Below are 18,314 nucleotides of genomic sequence, written 5' to 3'. Positions count from 1 at the left end.
ATAGCGTCAGCCTGATCGACAGGGCCGACAATGGCTGACGCTATCGCGGGGCAAGCCCGCTCCCACGAAGCCGATCAGAGGTGTTTACAGGGTAAGCGTGAGCCCTTTGACCAACGCCCCGGGCAAATGACTCGATCCGGTGTGCCGCTGGCCATAGGTGCTGGTCGACAGGATCAACTCGCGCTCACAGGTCAGGTCCTCCAGCTGGTTACCCAGCAGGTTGTACAGGGTATCGTCGAAGCGCATGGTGCTGACCGGCCCCTGGATCTGGCCATCCTCCACCCAGAAGGTGGCAAAACGGGTCAGGCCGGTCATGCGCGCCGCTGGCAGGTCCGAGTAGTTCAGGTACCACAGGTTGCTGATGTACAGCCCGGTGCCCAAGCGCTGCAGAATCTGCGCCGAAGGCAGATTGCCCGGCGCCAGGCTCAGGGCGCACGGCGCTTCGTAGCTGTCGGCGCCATTGGCCGTCAGGGCGAACTCGGCGGCGCTGCGCGCGCTGATCAGCCGCTCCAGGCCACGCCCTTCGCCGATCAGCCGAACATCGCGGCGCGGCAGGCCTTCATCGGAAAACGCGGGGCTCAGCGAGCCGCTGACCTGCTCGTCGAAACTGACCAGCGGGCTGAGCTGCGCATCGCCGCTGTACAGTCGCTGCAACGGACTGTTGCCCGTGGCCAGGGCCTGGGCCGAGAAGCCGCCCCAGCCGAGCATCCCGGCAATCTCATCCATGGCCGCTGGCGCCAGGTAGGCGCGATAGCTGCCAGGCTTGAGGGTAATCGCCGGCCGGCCAAGAAACGCCAGTTGCTCGCGGCTCATGCGCAGGCGCTCAACCATCGCTGCAGCATCCCACGACTGCCCGGCGTAGTTGGCTTTGACCGCCTGGCCATTGGCGTGGAACAGGCTCCAATCGAAGTTGAAGCTATTGGCCTGATGCCAGCCAAAGGCGCCATAGGAGCTGGCAAAGCCCCGACAGATCGGCCCGGCTGCGTAGATACCCACCAGGTCCAACTGACCCGCCTCGCGTTCCACCAGCGCCAGCACCTCGGCGATGTCAGGCAGCGTTTGTTGCTGCTGGCTGTGCGACTGCCAGGCGCTGTCGTCCAGGCTCAGGTAAGGATCGAGCGCCAGCAGTGGCAGGGTCTGGCGCAGTTGCTCGAGGGCCTCGTGCAGGCGCTGGCGGTCGAGCTCGGCGTCGCCACACAGGGTGAACTGCTGCTCGGCTTGGCGGCCATCGCGCACCAGCCGCAGTTGCGCGCTGGCCTGGCTGACTTCGCCAGCCTGACGCACCTTGGCATGGTTGAAACGGATAAATTGCGACTGCTCGGCGCTGAAGCCGAGGGTGAACTGCTCGCCATCCTGCAGCGCAGCGCGCAAGGCGCTCAGCAGCTGTTCGAAGCGTTGCTGGGGTGTGGCGCTCATCAGGCGTCTCCTCCGAATACGTCGATCTGGCGGAATACACAAGCCGGCGAAGCATGGCCCACGCGGACCACCTGGTTAGGCTCGCCCTTGCCGCAGTTGGGCGTGCCGAGGACCTGGAAGGTGCTGCGATCGCCAACTGCCGCCAGGTTGCTCCAGAACTGCGCGGAGATACCGCGGTAGTTGGGGTTCTTCACCACGCCCTTGAGCTGACCCTCTTCGATCAACTGGCCCCACTCGCAGCCGAACTGGAACTTGTTGCGCGCATCGTCGATGGACCACGAACGGTTGGTGCGCATCAGGATGCCGCGCTCGATGCCGCCGATCAGCTGCTCGAGCGACTGATCGCCTGGCTCGATGTTGAGGTTGGCCATGCGGTCGATGGGTGCGCGGTTCCAGCTACAGGCGCGGCTGTTGGCCACCCCGTCAAGCCCCGAGCGGAATTGCGACAGCGCGCCACCCAGCGGACGCAGCAGCTTGCCTTGGCGAATCAGGAACTGCTTGCGGGCCCGGGTCCCGTCATCGTCGTGGCTGTAGCTGGCCAGCTCTTCGTCGATGGTTGGGTCGAAGGTCACGTTGAGTAGTGTCGAGCCGTATTGCAGGTGGCCGAAGTCGCTGGCTTTGACGAAGCTGGTCCCGGCGTAGTTGCGCTCGTCACCGAGGATGCGGTCCATCTCCAGCGGGTGGCCGATCGACTCGTGGATTTGCAGCATCATCTGGTCGGGCATCAACAGCAGGTCGCGCGGGCCGCTAGGGGTGTTGGGCGCCAGCAGCAATTGCAGGGCCTCATCGGCCACGCGGCGGGCGGCGCCGACCAGGCCACAGCGCTGGATGATCTCGAAGCCGCCCTGCTGGCCGAAGTTGTCCCGCCCCAGGCTGCGGCTCTGGCTGTCCTGGCCGTCGCTGGCCGTTACCCCAAGGCCCGGGAACAGAAAGCGCTGGGCATGGCGCAGCTCGGCGCCAGCGGAGTTCAGGTAGGTCTGCTCGACGCGGCTGATGCCCAGGCTCGCCTGCCAGTCGACCAGGCGGCTGTCCTTGGGCACGCTGGCCGACTCGGCGGCGAGCAGGTCGAGGCAATCGGCAAGGTTGGGCAAGGACTGCTCGAAGTTTGGCGAAATATGCTCGTGACGCTCGCTGGGCACGGCGTGTTCGCGCAGGTCGAGCAGGCTGTGCGCGGCGATCTGCCGCGCCAATGCCTCGGCCTGTTGCAGTGCCTGTTGCAAACCGGCTTGGGACAGGTCGGCGGTGGCCGCGTAGGCCTCGACACCGTTGATGCGCACCGTGAGCATGGCGCCTTCATCCTGGCTGAAGAATGGCGGCTCGGCGACATTGCGGCGCACCGACAGGCCTTGGTAGGACTGTTTCACATGGCGCAGGGAAAACAACTCGGCCGTACTGCGCAACGCAGCGAAGCGCTGGCGCAGCAGGGCGCTGGAATCGAACATGCGGGAACCTCCGTGTGCGCGGTGGCTCCCCCTAGAACCACCCCTCATGCATGCCCAGGCAAGTATCGTCGCGGGCCTCGAGCAATGCGAGGTCATTATGGCAGCCCGGCACTTCCCAGGTCAGGAAATAACGCGCGGCCTGCAATTTGCCCAGATAAAAGTCACGGTCTGCCTGATGGCCGTTGAGCAGTCCGATCTCGGCGTGGATCGCCTGTTCCAGCCAACGCCAACCGATCACGCAATGGCCGAAGGCCTTGAGGTACAGCGCCGAGTTGGCCAGCGCGGCACTGATCTTGCCTTGCGCCAGGTCACCCAGCAGGGCCAGGGTGACGGCCTGCAGCCGGTTGACCAGTTGCTCGAGCGGCTCGCGCAGAGTGTCAAGGCGTGGGTGGTGGCTGGCGCGCTCGCCGGTGGTGGCGATCAGGCGAATCAACTGCTTGAGCCCGGCACCGCCGTTCTGCGCCAATTTACGCCCCAACAGGTCGAGCGACTGAATGCCATGGGTGCCCTCATGGATCGGGTTCAGGCGGTTGTCGCGGTAGTACTGCTCCACCGGATATTCGCGGGTATAGCCATGGCCGCCGAGGATCTGGATCGCCAGTTCATTGGCTTTGAGACAAAACTCCGACGGCCAGGATTTGACGATCGGCGTCAGCAGGTCGAGCAGCTCCTGGGCCTGGCGTCGGCCCTCTTCGCTGGGCGCGGTGTGGGTGTCGTCGAACAGCCGCGCCGCGTACAGGCCCAGGTCGAAGGCGCCTTCGACATAGGCTTTTTGCGCCAGCAGCATGCGCTTCACATCGCTGTGGGCGATGATCGGCACCGCCGGGCTGTGCGGATCCTTGTTGTCCGGCAGCCGGCCCTGCGGCCGTTGACGGGCGTATTCCAGGGAGTACAGGTAGCCGGCATAGCCGAGCATCACCGCGCCCATGCCGACCCCTATGCGCGCCTCGTTCATCATCTGAAACATGCAGGCCAGACCCTGGTGCGGCTGGCCGATCAGGTAGCCGACACACTCGCCGTTGTCGCCGAAATTCAGCGCGGTGGAGGTGGTGCCGCGCCAGCCCATCTTGTGGAACAGCCCGGCCAACGCCACATCGTTGCGCGGCCCGAGGCTGCCGTCCTGGTTGACCAGGTACTTGGGCACGATGAACAGCGAGATACCCTTCACCCCGGCAGGCGCATCCGGCAGTTTGGCCAGGACCATGTGCACGATGTTCTCTGAAAGCTCATGGTCGCCGCCAGAAATGAAGATCTTGTTGCCCTTGATCCGGTAGCTGCCGTCAGCAGCAGGCTCGGCGCGGGTGCGGATATCGGCCAGTGAAGAACCGGCATGCGGCTCGGTCAGCGCCATGGTGCCGAAGTAGCGGCCATCGATCATCGGCTGCAAGAACAGGCGTTTCTGCTGTTCTGTGCCAAAACTCTCGATCAGGTTGGCCGCACCCATGGTCAGGAATGGGTAGGCCGTGGTGCCAGCGTTGGCCGCCTGGAAATGTGCGAAGCAGGCCTGCGAGACCAGGCTCGGCAGCTGCATGCCGCCCACCTCGAAATCGCGGTTGGCATTGAGAAAGCCCGCTTGGAGGAAGGCGTCGACCGCCGGCTTGACCTCCGGGATCAGTTCGGCGCGCCCGTCGACATAACGCGGCTCGTGCTCATCGCCCTTGCGGTTGTGCGGCGCGAAGTACTTTTCGGCGATGGTGCGCGCCGTGGTCAGCGCTGCATCGAAAGTCTCGCGGCTGTGCTCGGCGAAGCGCGGACGCTGGGTCAGGGCTTGGGCGTCGAGCACTTCGTAGAGTTCGAAGGCGAGGTTGCGGGAGCTGAGCAGGGTCTCGGGCATGGGCGTGGTCCTAATCGGGTTGGAACCAGTCTAGGCGGCGCCGGGGGGGAGGGGGTAGCTAAATAGATGAGGGTGATAGGGTGAGAAAAGTGCTCGGGCTGGGGCTGGTTTTGCTGGCGCCGTTAAGATCGAGCACCGCCTGCGCGGTGCATCGCGGGGCAAGCCCGCGCCTACACCATCTGTGCTGGGCGCAGTGCCTGTGAACGGCCGAAAACTGGAGCGGGCTTATCCCGCGATGCGCTGCGGGCGGCGTGTGATCGCAAGAATACTGGAAGCTCAAAGGCGAGCACCTGACAGATCCGATACCCAATGAAAAGGAGAGCCGAAGCTCTCCTTTTCATTTACCTCAGCCCTATCAGCCGATGGTCATCAAGCTAGCGTTACCACCCGCCGCAGCGGTGTTGACGCTCACCGCGCGCTCGATCACCAAGCGCTCCAAGGCAATCTGATGGTCGCCGCTGGACAGTCCGTGCACACCAACGATCGCACCGGCGCGCTTGGCTACTTGCTCGCACACTGCGCGCAGTTGATCCGAGTCGCCATGGTGAATGACTGCATCGAACGCAACTTCGTCCTTGTTCCAATCGGCAACCAGCTTGACCTTGGCTTGCAGTTCCTTCGGCAGGCGAGCACGCAGGCTCTTCGCCGGCTCGCCGTCCTGGAACACCGCCGAGCTACCCACGGCCAATACCGCGGCCAGCTGAGCGAGCAAGTCTGCCTCGTTGTCAGCCAGGCACAGCACGTGCTCGCGCGGCAGGATGGTGTAGCTGTTGCGCTCGCCGGTCGGGCCTGGCAGCAGGCGGCTGATACCACTCTGCGACTGGGCGGCGAACTGCTCGCACAGGCTCGATAGCTCAGCCAGTTGGTTGCTCTCGGCCCAGGCCTTGAGGGCGTGCAGTGGCTTGATCAGTTGATCGCGCAGGACGCTATCGACCTTGGCTTCGCCATCGGCACGCTGGAAGTGACGGGCCACGGCGTCGGCCGGGCGAGTCGATAGCAGGCGGTACAGGTACAGCGGGCCGCCCGCTTTCGGACCGGTGCCGGACAGGCCTTCACCACCAAATGGCTGCACGCCGACCACGGCGCCGACGATGTTGCGGTTGACGTACATGTTGCCGGCGTTGACGTTATCCACAACCTTGGCGATGGTCTCGTCGATGCGGGTGTGCACGCCGAGGGTCAGGCCGTAGCCGGAGGCGTTGATCTGCTCGATCAGCTGGTCGAGGTTGCGGCGGTTGTAGCGCACCACGTGCAGCACCGGGCCGAAGATCTCGCGCTTGAGCTCGTCGAAGCTTTCCAGCTCGATCAGGGTCGGCATGACGAAGGTGCCGCGCTTGCACTCGGCGGCATCGGCGATGGCCACCTGGTAAACGGTGCGGCCTTTTTCGCGCATGCCTTGGATGTGCTTCTCGATACCTGCCTTGGCTTCAGCATCGATCACCGGGCCGATGTCCACGGACAGGCGCTCTGGGTTGCCTTGGCGGCTCTGCGCCATGGCGCCCTTGAGCATTTCAATTACGCGGTCGGCGGAGTCTTCCTGCAGGCACAGTACACGCAGCGCCGAGCAACGCTGGCCGGCACTGTCGAAGGCCGAGGAAACCACGTCGATCACCACCTGTTCGGTCAGCGCCGAGGAGTCGACGATCATCGCGTTCTGGCCACCGGTTTCGGCGATCAGCGGGATCGGCCGACCTTGGGCATCCAGGCGACCGGCGATGTTGCGTTGCAGCAGGCGGGCCACTTCGGTGGAGCCGGTGAACATCACGCCTTTGACCCGCTCATCACCGACCAGGCGGGCACCGACGGTTTCGCCGCGGCCTGGCAGCAGTTGCAGGACGCCTTCCGGGATGCCGGCTTCGAGCAGCAGGCGCACGGCCTGGGCGGCGACCAGTGGCGTTTGCTCGGCAGGCTTGGCCAGCACCGGGTTGCCTGCGGCCAGGGCCGCGGCGACTTGGCCGCTGAAGATGGCCAGGGGGAAGTTCCACGGGCTGATGCACACCACAGGGCCCAGTGGGCGGTGGGCGTCGTTGCTGAAATCGTTGCGTGCCTGCACCGCGTAGTAGCGCAGGAAGTCGACGGCTTCGCGCACTTCGGCGATGGCGTTGGCGTAGGTCTTGCCCGCTTCGCGGACCAGCAGGCCCATCAGCGGCTGGATCTCGGCTTCCATCAGGTCGGCGCTGCGCTCAAGGATCGCGGCGCGCTCGGCCGGCGGCGTGGCCTGCCAGATCGGTGCGGCATTCAGTGCGCACTGGATGGCATTGTCGACATCAGCGACGGTCGCTTCCTGCACATGGCCAACCACGTCACGGTGATCGGACGGGTTGAGTACCGGCGCCGCCGCTTCCTGGCTGCTGGCGCAACCCAGCAGAGGGGCCGCTTTCCAGTCGTTGTGAGCGGTCGCCAGCAGGGCGCAGGACAGCGATGCCAGGCGATGTTCGTTAGCCAGGTCGATGCCGGCCGAGTTGGCCCGCTCGCTGCCATACAGCTCACGCGGCAGCGGAATGCGTGGGTGTGGCAGGCCGATGCTGCCTTCCTGGGTGGCCATCTGCTCGATGCTGGCGACCGGGTCGGCGACCAGCTCTTGAATCGAGATCGAGTGATCGGCGATGCGATTGACGAACGACGTGTTGGCGCCGTTTTCCAGCAGGCGGCGGACCAGGTAGGCCAGCAGCGTCTCGTGGGTACCGACTGGGGCGTAGACGCGGCACGGACGGTTGAGCTTGCCTTCGGAGACTTTGCCTACCACTTGCTCGTACAGCGGCTCGCCCATGCCGTGCAGGCACTGGAACTCGTACTGGCCCGGGTAGTAGTTCTGCCCGGCGATATGGTAGATGGCCGACAGGGTGTGGGCGTTGTGGGTGGCGAACTGCGGGTAGATCGCTTCGGGTACCGACAGCAGCTTACGGGCGCAGGCGATATAGGAGACGTCGGTGTACACCTTGCGGGTGTACACCGGGTAGCCTTCCAGGCCTTCGACCTGGGCGCGCTTGATCTCGCTGTCCCAGTAGGCACCCTTGACCAGGCGGATCATCAGGCGGTGACGGCTGCGCTTGGCCAGGTCGATGACCGAGTCGATCACATACGGGCAGCGCTTCTGGTAAGCCTGGATGACGAAGCCGATGCCGTTCCAGCCCGCCAGCGAAGGCTCGAAGCACAGGCGTTCGAGCAGGTCCAGCGACAGCTCCAGGCGGTCGGCCTCTTCAGCGTCGATGTTGAGGCCGATGTCGTATTGCTTGGCCAGCAAGGTCAGCGACAGCAGGCGCGGGTACAGCTCATCCATCACGCGCTCGTACTGGGCGCGGCTGTAGCGCGGGTGCAAGGCCGAGAGCTTGATCGAGATGCCCGGACCTTCATAGATGCCGCGTCCGTGCGAGGCTTTGCCGATCGAGTGGATCGCTTGCTCGTAGGAGGCCAGGTATTTCTGCGCGTCGTGCTCGGTCAGTGCGGCTTCGCCGAGCATGTCGTAGGAATAACGGAAGCCTTTCGATTCGAAGCGGCTGGCGTTGGCCAGGGCTTCGGCGATGGTCTCGCCGGTGACGAACTGCTCGCCCATCAGGCGCATGGCCATATCGACGCCCTTGCGGATCATCGGCTCGCCACTCTTGCCGATGATGCGGGTGAGCGAGGAGGTCAGGCCGGATTCGTTGTGGGTGGAGACCAGCTTGCCGGTCAGCAGCAGGCCCCAGGTCGCGGCGTTGACGAACAGCGATGGGCTGTTGCCCAGGTGCGGTTGCCAGTTGCCGGTGCTGATCTTGTCGCGGATCAGCGCGTCACGGGTGCCCTTGTCGGGGATGCGCAGCAGGGCTTCGGCCAGGCACATCAGTGCCACGCCTTCCTGGGACGACAGCGAGAACTCTTGCAGCAGGCCCTGGACGATACCGGCACGGCCGCTGGCGCTCTTCTGGTTACGCAGTTTTTCGGCGATGCCGGAGGCCAGTTTGTTGGTGGCTTCGGCTTGAGCGCTGGACAGGCGCGCCTGCTCCAGCAGCATTGGCACCATTTCTTGCTCAGGGCGGCGGTAGGCGGCGGTGATCGCCGAACGCAGTACCGACTGCGGCAGAATGCTTTCGGCAAATTCGAGGAAGCACTGGTGGCTGTGCTCGGGCTGAACTTCGCCGGCGTCGTCGGAAAGGTTGCTGGCATGACCGTTGAGTTCGGTCAGGGTGGCACCACCCTCGAGCTTCTCCAGGTAATTGAAGATCGCTTGCTTGATCAACCAATGCGGCGTGCGGTCGATGGACTGCGCAGCTGCTTTGAGTCGCTCACGGGTAGGGTCGTCGAGTTTGACCCCAAGGGTGGTCGTCGCCATTTCTTATCCTCATTATTGCCACGGGCGTGGCCTAAGCTGGCGCCAAGATTAGCTGTAGGACAATCCGGGTGCAACCGGGTGCAACCCGATTTTTTGTAGGATCAGGTGCAACTCGTCTGACGACAAATCCTACACAGCAAGAATGGTCATACGAGGTGCGTTTTCTTCTGAAAAACGCTGTGTTTGCTCCAAAAAGGAGCAAAAAACACGCTTTAGGCGAAATTGCATTACGGGGTGCAACTTGCAAATGAAAAATGGTTGCACCCGCTTCATGTTGTTGCATAGGATGCGCCGCCTGGGTGCAACCGCCTTATCAGGTGGTCGCAAGAGATAAAAACAAACGCCAGGGCACAACCATGGGCAATCCAATCACGATCACTTTCGTGATCTACATCGCGGCAATGGTGCTGATCGGCTTCGCGGCCTATCGCTCCACCAACAACCTCTCCGACTACATCCTCGGTGGACGTAGTCTTGGCAGCGTGGTGACCGCGCTCTCAGCTGGCGCTTCGGACATGAGCGGCTGGCTGCTGATGGGCCTGCCGGGCGCCATCTACATGTCGGGCCTTTCCGAGGCCTGGATCGCCATCGGCCTGACCGTCGGTGCCTACCTGAACTGGCTGTTCGTCGCTGGCCGTCTGCGTGTGCAGACCGAGCACAACGGTGACGCGCTGACCCTGCCGGACTACTTCGCCAGCCGCTTCGAAGACAACAGCGGGCTGCTGCGGATCATCTCGGCGATCGTCATCCTGGTGTTCTTCACTATCTATTGCGCCTCCGGCATCGTGGCCGGCGCACGCCTGTTCGAAAGCACCTTCGGCATGTCGTACGAAACCGCCCTGTGGGCCGGTGCTGCGGCAACCATCGCCTACACCTTCGTCGGTGGCTTCCTGGCGGTGAGCTGGACCGACACCGTGCAGGCCTCGCTGATGATCTTCGCGCTGATCCTTACGCCGATCATCGTGCTGATCTCCACCGGCGGCGTCGACACCACTTTCCTCGCCATCGAGGCGCAGAACCCGGCCAACTTCGACATGTTCAAGGGCGCGACCTTCATCGGCATCATCTCGCTGATGGGCTGGGGCCTGGGCTACTTCGGCCAGCCGCACATCCTGGCGCGCTTCATGGCAGCTGACTCGGTCAAGTCGATCGCCAACGCCCGCCGCATCTCCATGACCTGGATGATCCTGTGCCTGGCCGGTACCTGCGCCGTGGGCTTCTTCGGTATCGCGTACTTCTCGGCCAACCCTGAGCTGGCCGGTCCGGTCACCGAGAACCACGAGCGGGTATTCATCGAGCTGGCGAAGATCCTGTTCAACCCATGGGTTGCCGGTGTGCTGCTGTCGGCTATCCTGGCGGCGGTGATGAGTACCTTGAGCTGCCAGCTGCTGGTGTGCTCCAGCGCCCTGACCGAAGACTTCTACAAGGCCTTCCTGCGCAAGAATGCTTCGCAGGTCGAGCTGGTCTGGGTCGGTCGCCTGATGGTGCTGGCTGTGGCGCTGATCGCCATTGCCCTGGCTGCCAACCCGGATAACCGCGTACTTGGCCTGGTGGCTTATGCCTGGGCAGGTTTCGGTGCAGCGTTTGGTCCGGTGGTGCTGATCTCGGTTCTGTGGAAGGGCATGACCCGCAACGGCGCCCTGGCCGGTATCGTCATCGGTGCGCTGACCGTGATCTTCTGGAAACAGCTGGATACCGGTCTGTACGAGATCATCCCAGGCTTCCTGTTCGCGACCATCGCGATCTTCGTGGTGAGCAAGCTGGGTAGCCCATCGAGCAGCATGGTTTCGCGCTTCGAGAAGGCCGACCAGGCTTACCATATCGGTAAGTGATGCGGGTTTGATCGCTGTCTGAAAGGCCCGCACCTGTTCCAGGTGCGGGTTTTTTATTGGGTCGGGTTTGGCCTCCTCGCGGGGCAGGCCCGTTCCCTGGTAGTTGCTACATGGTGGCAGCGGGCAGCCGCTGATCACCGTCAGGCCTGACTCCTCAGGCGCGACAAGGTAAACTTGCCGGCCTTGCAGGAGTTGCCATGAACTATCGTCACGCCTTCCACGCCGGCAACCACGCCGACGTCCTCAAACACATCGTGCTGACCCGCCTCATCGCCCTGATGTCGCGCAAGGAGCAGCCGTTCGCCTACATCGATACCCACGCCGGTCTCGGCCTGTACGACTTGCAGGGCGATCAGGCGACGCGCACCGGTGAATACCTGGAAGGTGTCGCGCGCTTGTGGAATCGCGATGATCTGCCGGCGAGCACGGCCGACTACCTGCGTGTCATCAAGCGTCTGAACCAGGATGGCGAGCTGCGCTACTACCCAGGCTCGCCAGAACTGGCTCGCCGGCTGATGCGTCAGCAGGATCGCGCGTTGCTCAATGAGAAGCACCCCGAAGACGGTCCGCTGCTCAAAGAGAACATGAAGAAAGACCCACGGGTCACGGTTCACCTGGGCGAAGGCTGGCATGTGCCGCGGGCGCTGCTGCCGGTGCAGGAAAAGCGCGCGATCATGCTGATCGACCCGCCGTTCGAGCAGGCTGACGAGCTCAAGCGCTGCACCGTGGCCATGAAAGAGGCGATTGGCCGCATGCGCCAGACGGTCGCGGCCATTTGGTACCCGATCAAGGATCAGCGTTCGCTGACCCGCTTCTATCAGGACCTGACCAGCACCGGCGCGCCGAAACTGCTGCGGGTCGAGCTCTATGTGCATCACCAGGACAGCCCGCAGGGCTTGAACGGCTCGGGCCTGGCCATCGCCAACCCGCCGTGGGGCCTGGAAGAAGAGCTGCGCGAGCTGCTGCCTTGGTTGGCCAAGGAGTTGGCGCAGACTGCTGGCAGCTTCCGCATGGACTGGCTGATCGCCGAGTAAAGCGCTCTGCATATCCCGTGGGAGCGGGCTTGCCCCGCGATGGTGTCAGCAGATCCACCACCATCGCGGGGCAAGCCCGCTCCCACGCCATCGCGCCGGGCCATCTTTGCGTTATAATCCCGCCCTTTAGCCGCCCTCCGCCCACGAGGCCGATGGCGCATCTCTACCGAATGAAGAGGCTAGACCCTTGGCATTGACGATTCTTGGCCTGTCCGGCGCCCTTAGCCATGACCCTTCCGCGGCCCTGTACATCGACGGCAAGCTGATTGCCGCCGCCGAAGAAGAGCGCTTCGTGCGTGACAAGCATGCGAAGAACCGCATGCCCTACGAATCGGCGAAGTTCTGCCTGGAGCAGGCCGGCATCAAGCCGTCGGACGTCGATGTGGTAGCCATTCCCTTCGCCCCGATCAGCCTGTTCGGCAAGGCTCGCTGGCACTACGCCAAGCGCTACTGGTACGCCCCGGACCGCGCCCTCGACGCGATCCTGATGGGCAACCGTCGCTACAAGCGCTACCGCAAGAAGATCGTCTGGTGCCTGGAGCAACTGGGCTTCGATCCGAAGAAGATCAAGATCGAGCCGGTCGAGCACCACCTGGCTCACGCCTCCAGTGCCTACCACTGCTCGGGCTTCAAGGAAAAAACCGCGATCCTCGGCATCGACGGCAAGGGTGAGTACGCCACCACCTTCTTTGGCTATGGCGAGAACGGCAAGATCCACAAGATCAAGGAGTTCTTCGATCCAGACTCGCTGGGCGGCCTGTACGGTGCGATCACTGAGTTCCTCGGTTTCGAAATGCTCGATGGCGAGTTCAAGGTCATGGGCATGGCACCGTACGGCGATGCCAGCAAGTACGACTTCTCGCGCCTGGCCAGCTTCGAAAACGGCGAACTGGTGATCAACACCGAGTACGCCAACGTCATCGGCCTGCGCCGCTATAAAGAGAAGGGCAAAGGCTTTTACTTCTCGCCGAAACTGATCGAGTGGCTGGGGCCCAAGCGCGAAGGCGATATCGCCGACGAGCCGTACATCCACTACGCGGCCAGCATGCAGGCGCTGTTCGAAAAGCTCGCCCTGCAGATGATCGACCATTATCTGGGCGACACCCTCAAGGAAACCGGCAAGCTGGCCTTCGCGGGCGGCTGCGCCCTGAACGTCAAGCTCAACCAGAAGATCATCGCCCGTTCCGACGTCAAGGAGCTGTTCGTCCAGCCGGCCTCCGGTGACGCCGGTACTGCCGTGGGCGCTGCTGCCTACGTGTCGCATGCCCGTGGTGTGCCGGTCGAGAAGATGGAACACGTCTACCTCGGCCCTGCGTACTCCAACGAGGACGTGATCGCTGCCTGTGCCCGTCACCCGAGCCAGCCGAAATGGCGCAAGCTCGACAACATGCCGCAGCAAATCGCCAAGATCATGGTCGACGGCAACCCGGTGGCCTGGTTCCAGGGGCGTATGGAGTTTGGTCCGCGGGCGCTGGGTGGTCGTTCGATCATCGGCTGTCCGAGCGTGGAAGGCGTGGCCGACCGCATCAACCACCAGATCAAGTTCCGCGAGCGCTGGAGGCCTTTCTGCCCGTCGATGCTCGACACCGTCGCGCCGCAGATGATCAAGGTCGATCACCCGGCGCCGTTCATGACCTTCACCTTCGAAGTGGCTGAAGAGTGGAAAACCCGTGTGCCAGAAGTGGTCCACGAAGACGGCACCTCGCGTGCCCAGGTGCTCAAGCGCGAGTACAACCCACGCTACTACGACATGATGAAGGCGCTTGAAGACCTGACCGGTAACGGCGTGTCGCTCAACACGTCGCTCAATCGTCGTGGCGAGCCGATGATCTGCTCGCCGACCGATGCCCTGAACATGTTCTTCGGCTCGGACCTGCAGTACCTGATCATGGAAGACATTCTGGTCGTCAAGGATGGCGCCGCGCCTTATGACCAGCCGCTCTGAACCGCGCGTCCTGCAGTTCTGCCATGGCTATGACGGGCCTTTCCTGGATTGTGCCCGTCAGTACGCCAGCCTGTTCCAGGGCAGCGGTTATCAAGTGACCACGGTGTTCCTCACCGGCAAGGCCGACCCGCAGGTGGCGGCCGGCTGTGCGTCGGATGAGGTGCTATTTTTGGAGTTCAGCTCCAAGGCCGTTCGCGGCCTGAAGCTGGGCGCCATTGCTGCTTTGCGCAAAATTGCCGCCGAGCGCAACTTCAGTTTCTGCATCGCCCATCGCTTCAAGCCGATCTACGTCGCCTTGCTCGGCACCAAATTGCCGGTTATCGGCGTGCACCACGCGTTCGGCGACTACCAGCGCAAAGGCCGCCGACTGTTCGCCAATCTGTTCAGTAAGCGCCTGAGCCTGCTCGGGGTTTCCGATGCAGTGCGCGATGACATGCGCCGCTGCCTGCCGAACTGGCCGGCCGAGCGGATCCAGACCCTGTACAATCGCATCGATGTCGAAGCTTTGCGCGCCAGCCTGGTCGCTCGGGAGGCAGCGCGCAGTGCGCTTGGGCTGGACCCGCAGGCGTGGATTGTCGCTAACGTCGGTCGCCTGCACCCGGACAAGGACCAAGCGACCCTGCTCAAAGGCTTCGCCCAGGCGCTACCGGAGCTGCCCGCTGGCGCACGCCTGGCGGTGCTCGGCACCGGGCGCCTGGAAGACCAGCTCAAGGCCTTGGCCGCCGAGCTTGGCATTGCCGCTCAGGTCGATTTTCTGGGACAGGTGCCGGACGCTCGGCGCTACTTCCAGGCATTCGACGTGTTTGCCCTGAGCTCCGACCATGAGCCGTTCGGCATGGTCCTGCTCGAAGCGATGGTCGCTGGTGTGCCGCTGCTGGCCACCGCCTGCGGCGGCGCACGGGAAGTGGTCGAAGGCGTGGGGGTGTTATTCGCGCTCGGCGATGCCGGGCAGTTGGCCCAGGGTCTTAAACACATGGCCGGGCTGGATGCCGAGCAGCGCCAGGCGTGTGCCGCGCACATGCTGCAACGCCTGCACGAGCGCTTCAGCGACCAGGCGGTACGCGACACCTTCTGGCAACTGCCGCAGGTTCGGGCGTTGGCGGTGCAGCCGTGATGCTCAATCATATCCGCGCGCTGCGTGAACGCGGTTGGCAGGCCATCGACGCATCGGCTTATGCCGAGGCCTGGCAACGCTTCGGCGGCAGCGTGGCGACTCACCCCTTGGTGATCGAACAACTGGCGGACCTGGCGCAGATCCCAGTGCGTTATCTGGGCTGGCAGCACAGCGGTGAGCTCAAAGCGGCGATTCCTACCTGGGGGCGGCATCTGGCCTTGTCCAAGGACGTGCTCAAGCGTCATGGCAAGAAAGGCCTATTCGACCTGGGTAACGCCGAGCTGATCCTGCCGGCGGCCGCTGATGCCGGCGCGCCGTTGCGCCATGCGGGGCGCTACCTGTCCGAGCTTAACCAAGGCCGCTTTACCGGCCTCAAGGCTCAGGCCGAGCAGTTGGCGATGGCCCGCGCCCATGAAGACTTGTCGAAGAAGTTTCGCTACAACCAGCGCCGCGAGCTGCGTCTGCTCGAAGAGGCGGGCGGCGTGGTGCGGCCGATCAGCGACTTCAGCGCCACGGAAATCGCCGCCATGTACTGCGACCTGTTCAAGCGTCGCTGGGGTTTTCCGGCCACTGGCGCCGAGCGCATGGCCGAAGTGCTGGAGCGGCTGCGCGAGCTGCTGATCGGTTCGGTGCTGCTGCTCGATGGCGCACCGATTGCCATCCAGCTGGTGTACCGGGTCGAGGGGCCCGAGTGGATCAGCGTCGAATACGTTAACGGTGGGGTAGACCCCGAAACCAAGGCGTTCAGCCCGGGTAGCGTGCTGAGCTTCCTCAACACCCAGGCCGCTTGGGAAGATGCCCGGGCGCGCAACAAGCCGCTGCGGTTCTCTTTCGGTCGTGCTGACCGCGAGTACAAGGATCGTTGGTGCACCTCTGTGCCGGTCTATCAGGTATGAACCGCAAGCAGCAGTTGCTCAAACGCCACCGGCGCCTCAAGCGCCTAGGTCTGCTGGCAGGTTTGCTGCTGTTGCTGGTATTGGGCGTTGTCAGCTGGTGGTGGTTGCCGCTGCTGCTGTTGCCGTTGATCTGGGCGGCCCATGAAGCCTGGTTTGCCGATCACCTGTTCTATTCGCCGGGTGAGGACTACCAGTATCGCTTTGGCGAGCAGACCCGCGAGGCCTCGGCGAGCCTGAGCGATGGGCTGCTGGCGACGGATGCGCAATTGGCCGGCGATGAAACCCTGGTCCTGGAAATCCGGGTCAAGAGCAGCTGGCTCGGTCGCTTCGTCGATCCGCGGGTCGAGCTGCTCGATGGCGAGCAGGTCGATCAGCAAACCTTCGAACGTGGCGCCGATGGCCTGCGTTTTCTCAATCTGACCGGCCTGGGCGGCGCCTTGAGCGCTGGTCGCCTGCGGCTGCGCGGCCGCTACTGCCGCTTGCTAGGCACGCCGCGCCTGTGGATAACCGCGCACAGCGAGTTGCGCCGTCGCCGCATCATGGTCATCGCACCGCATGCCGACGATGCCGAGCTGGCCGCTTATGGGCTCTACAGCCAGGCCGATGAAGCCTGGGTGGTGACCCTGACCGCTGGCGAGATCGAAGCCGAACATTATCAGCAGATGGGCCTGGCCAAGGCCGAGGCCGCGCGCCTGAAAGGGCGCCTGCGTGCTTGGGACAGCATTGCCGTGCCGCGTTGGGCTGGGGTGCCGGAGTCGCGCTGCGTGCAGTTGGGTTACTTCTGCCTGCAGTTGCCGGCCATGCAAGCCGCGCCAGACCAGCCTGCCGCCTCGCGTGAAGCCGACATGGCCGACATCCGCCCCTTCCGCTGCTTCAACCCTTTCCCGCTGCCGGCCGACGCCGACGGCGAGCCGACTTGGAACAATCTGTTGGCTGACCTGCGGGCGCTGCTGGAAATGGCCAAGCCAGAAATCCTGGTAATGCCGCATCCAACCCTCGACCCCCATCCCGATCACCTCTGCGCCCAGGCCGCGGTACTCGAGGCGTTGCAGGGCATAGCTTGGCAGCCCAGCACGTTGCTGTGCTACGCCAACCACCTGCATGACAACGACCGCTGGCCGATGGGCGACAGCGGCGATGGCGTGGCCTTGCCGCCGCAGTTGAGCGCTGAACAGGCGTGGGCGCCATGTAGCCTGCCGCTTGATCTGCCTACCCAGCGCGACAAGGCGATGGCCCTGGGCATGATGCATGACCTGCAGCCGCCCGCGCCGTTCAAGCGCCGCCTGCGTCGGTTGCTCCAGCGCTATCTGGCCGGGCGCCAGCCATCGCCCTATGGCGAGAACGAGTTTTTCCGCAAGGCGGTGCGCCGTCATGAGCTGTTCTGGCGCCGAGAACTGTAGACCCTGACCTATGATTGATCGTGATGGCGTAGTGAGCCCAAGGAACGCAATGAAAGTCCTATTTCTGGTGCAGAAGGAACAGCGGGCGATCCTTGACCGCCTCTACGATGGCGTTGCCGCCAACTGCGAGTGCGACCTGCGTTGGTTGAGCAGCGATGATCAGCGCAACCTGCGCCGCTACTTCAAGCGCGAAGTGGATGTCGAGCGTTACGACCGCATCGTCTTTTTCCTGCGCTTCAAGCAGGAGATCCGCCAGGCCGCTTTCATTCGCACAGTGCCCAACCTGGTCATTCTTGAGCACGACGCCTACCAGAACTACATCCCCTGCAAGTACACCGGCAAATTCAGCGAGCACTATCGCAAGCTGCCGTGGGCGCGGGTGATTAGTTCGGGCTTCATGGTCAGCGAGCGTCTGCGTCAGGAGGGCTTCGATGCGGTGTTCGTGCCCAAGGGCTATGACGAGCAGTTGCTGGTTGACCAAGGGCGAGCGCGCGATATCGAGTTGGCCTTCGTTGGCAGCACCAAAAGTGTCGCCTACAGTGGCCGCAAGGCGCTGCTCGACCAATTGGGCCAGGTCGAGAACCTGGTGGTCACTCGGACCAATTCGGGCGAGGACTACTGCAACACGCTCAACCGTATTCGTTTCTTCGTCAGTGCCGATGTCGGCATGGGCGAATACATGATCAAGAATTTCGAGGCGATGGCCTGTGGTTGCGTGTTGTTCGCCTTCGATCAAGGCGAAGCCGAGAACCGTGCTCTAGGCTTGCAGGACATGCACAACGTGGTGCTGTACGACAGCATCCCGACGTTGCAGGAAAAGCTCAAGGTGCTGCGTGCCGATCCGGCGCTTGCCGGGAAAATTGCCGTGAACGGACGTGAACTGGCCGTTTCACGCTTCAGTTTCGCCCAAGTTGGACGAGATATCGTCGAGCATATGCGCCCGCCGCTGCGTCCGCGCGCACCTGTGTCGGCCTGGCAGCGACTGCGCTTGAGCCTGGGGTTCTGAGTCGGCAGTGGGTTGTTCACTGGTCGCGCCTCAAGATGTGTTTGAAATGGGAAACACTGTTTTTGTTTATTGATTCCGCTGTAACG

Annotated in this window: 11 protein-coding genes; 7 read left to right on the top strand and 4 right to left on the bottom strand. The window is 63.5% G+C overall.

Annotation, left to right across the window (positions count from 1 at the left end):
* Positions 1 to 84: 84 nt before the first annotated feature.
* From ACI2JX_RS23130 to putA, 4 genes are all read right to left on the bottom strand, one after another.
* Positions 85 to 1,416, bottom strand: a complete 1,332-nt coding sequence (locus tag ACI2JX_RS23130; RefSeq protein ID WP_404691063.1) for a TldD/PmbA family protein — start codon at positions 1,414 to 1,416, stop codon at positions 85 to 87.
* Positions 1,416 to 2,858, bottom strand: a complete 1,443-nt coding sequence (locus ACI2JX_RS23125) for a TldD/PmbA family protein (protein ID WP_264236718.1) — start codon at positions 2,856 to 2,858, stop codon at positions 1,416 to 1,418. Before ACI2JX_RS23125 ends, ACI2JX_RS23130 begins: the two co-directional genes overlap by 1 nt.
* A 31-nt stretch (positions 2,859 to 2,889) precedes the next feature.
* Positions 2,890 to 4,692, bottom strand: coding sequence for an acyl-CoA dehydrogenase (locus ACI2JX_RS23120; protein ID WP_404691062.1), 1,803 nt, complete (start codon positions 4,690 to 4,692; stop codon positions 2,890 to 2,892).
* Between the two features lie 355 nt (positions 4,693 to 5,047).
* On the bottom strand, positions 5,048 to 9,001 hold the full coding sequence (putA, locus tag ACI2JX_RS23115; protein WP_404691061.1) for a trifunctional transcriptional regulator/proline dehydrogenase/L-glutamate gamma-semialdehyde dehydrogenase: 3,954 nt from the start codon (positions 8,999 to 9,001) through the stop codon (positions 5,048 to 5,050).
* A 356-nt stretch (positions 9,002 to 9,357) separates the two neighbouring features.
* Between putA and putP the strand changes: the two genes are divergently transcribed.
* From putP to ACI2JX_RS23080, 7 genes are all read left to right on the top strand, one after another.
* Positions 9,358 to 10,833 carry a sodium/proline symporter PutP gene (putP, locus tag ACI2JX_RS23110; protein ID WP_264236721.1) on the top strand — a complete coding sequence of 492 codons (1,476 nt, stop codon included), beginning with the start codon at positions 9,358 to 9,360 and terminating at the stop codon, positions 10,831 to 10,833.
* A 197-nt stretch (positions 10,834 to 11,030) separates the two neighbouring features.
* A complete protein-coding gene (locus tag ACI2JX_RS23105; protein ID WP_404691060.1) occupies positions 11,031 to 11,867 on the top strand; it encodes a 23S rRNA (adenine(2030)-N(6))-methyltransferase RlmJ in 837 nt (278 codons plus the stop codon).
* Between the two features lie 187 nt (positions 11,868 to 12,054).
* Positions 12,055 to 13,812 carry a carbamoyltransferase gene (locus ACI2JX_RS23100; protein WP_186555644.1) on the top strand — a complete coding sequence of 586 codons (1,758 nt, stop codon included), beginning with the start codon at positions 12,055 to 12,057 and terminating at the stop codon, positions 13,810 to 13,812.
* Positions 13,796 to 14,926, top strand: coding sequence for a glycosyltransferase (locus ACI2JX_RS23095; RefSeq protein ID WP_404691059.1), 1,131 nt, complete (start codon positions 13,796 to 13,798; stop codon positions 14,924 to 14,926). Before ACI2JX_RS23100 ends, ACI2JX_RS23095 begins: the two co-directional genes overlap by 17 nt.
* The gene (locus tag ACI2JX_RS23090; RefSeq protein WP_404691058.1) at positions 14,926 to 15,822 is read left to right on the top strand and encodes an antimicrobial resistance protein Mig-14; all 897 of its coding nucleotides are present in this window, start codon (positions 14,926 to 14,928) and stop codon (positions 15,820 to 15,822) included. Before ACI2JX_RS23095 ends, ACI2JX_RS23090 begins: the two co-directional genes overlap by 1 nt.
* The gene (locus ACI2JX_RS23085) at positions 15,819 to 17,222 is read left to right on the top strand and encodes a PIG-L deacetylase family protein (RefSeq protein ID WP_404691057.1); all 1,404 of its coding nucleotides are present in this window, start codon (positions 15,819 to 15,821) and stop codon (positions 17,220 to 17,222) included. Before ACI2JX_RS23090 ends, ACI2JX_RS23085 begins: the two co-directional genes overlap by 4 nt.
* A 49-nt stretch (positions 17,223 to 17,271) precedes the next feature.
* Complete coding sequence (locus ACI2JX_RS23080) at positions 17,272 to 18,228, top strand: glycosyltransferase (RefSeq protein ID WP_368971320.1); 957 nt, start codon at positions 17,272 to 17,274, stop codon at positions 18,226 to 18,228.
* Positions 18,229 to 18,314: the final 86 nt, after the last annotated feature.

This window comes from Pseudomonas sp. NPDC088890 (genome assembly GCF_044900155.1).
Taxonomy (GTDB): domain Bacteria; phylum Pseudomonadota; class Gammaproteobacteria; order Pseudomonadales; family Pseudomonadaceae; genus Aquipseudomonas; species Aquipseudomonas urmiensis.
Note: the sequence above shows the minus strand (reverse complement) of the source record. Positions and strands in the feature narration are given on the sequence as shown.

What these genes read in the sequence shown, in the direction of transcription:
- putP (WP_264236721.1), top strand. Translation starts at nt 9,358, where the DNA reads ATGGGCAATCCAATCACGATCACTTTCGTGATCTACATCGCGGCAATG.
- ACI2JX_RS23095 (WP_404691059.1), top strand. Translation starts at nt 13,796, where the DNA reads ATGACCAGCCGCTCTGAACCGCGCGTCCTGCAGTTCTGCCATGGCTAT.
- ACI2JX_RS23125 (WP_264236718.1), bottom strand. Translation starts at nt 2,858, where the DNA reads ATGTTCGATTCCAGCGCCCTGCTGCGCCAGCGCTTCGCTGCGTTGCGC.
- ACI2JX_RS23105 (WP_404691060.1), top strand. Translation starts at nt 11,031, where the DNA reads ATGAACTATCGTCACGCCTTCCACGCCGGCAACCACGCCGACGTCCTC.
- ACI2JX_RS23090 (WP_404691058.1), top strand. Translation starts at nt 14,926, where the DNA reads ATGCTCAATCATATCCGCGCGCTGCGTGAACGCGGTTGGCAGGCCATC.
- ACI2JX_RS23080 (WP_368971320.1), top strand. Translation starts at nt 17,272, where the DNA reads ATGAAAGTCCTATTTCTGGTGCAGAAGGAACAGCGGGCGATCCTTGAC.
- ACI2JX_RS23120 (WP_404691062.1), bottom strand. Translation starts at nt 4,692, where the DNA reads ATGCCCGAGACCCTGCTCAGCTCCCGCAACCTCGCCTTCGAACTCTAC.
- ACI2JX_RS23130 (WP_404691063.1), bottom strand. Translation starts at nt 1,416, where the DNA reads ATGAGCGCCACACCCCAGCAACGCTTCGAACAGCTGCTGAGCGCCTTG.
- ACI2JX_RS23085 (WP_404691057.1), top strand. Translation starts at nt 15,819, where the DNA reads ATGAACCGCAAGCAGCAGTTGCTCAAACGCCACCGGCGCCTCAAGCGC.
- putA (WP_404691061.1), bottom strand. Translation starts at nt 9,001, where the DNA reads ATGGCGACGACCACCCTTGGGGTCAAACTCGACGACCCTACCCGTGAG.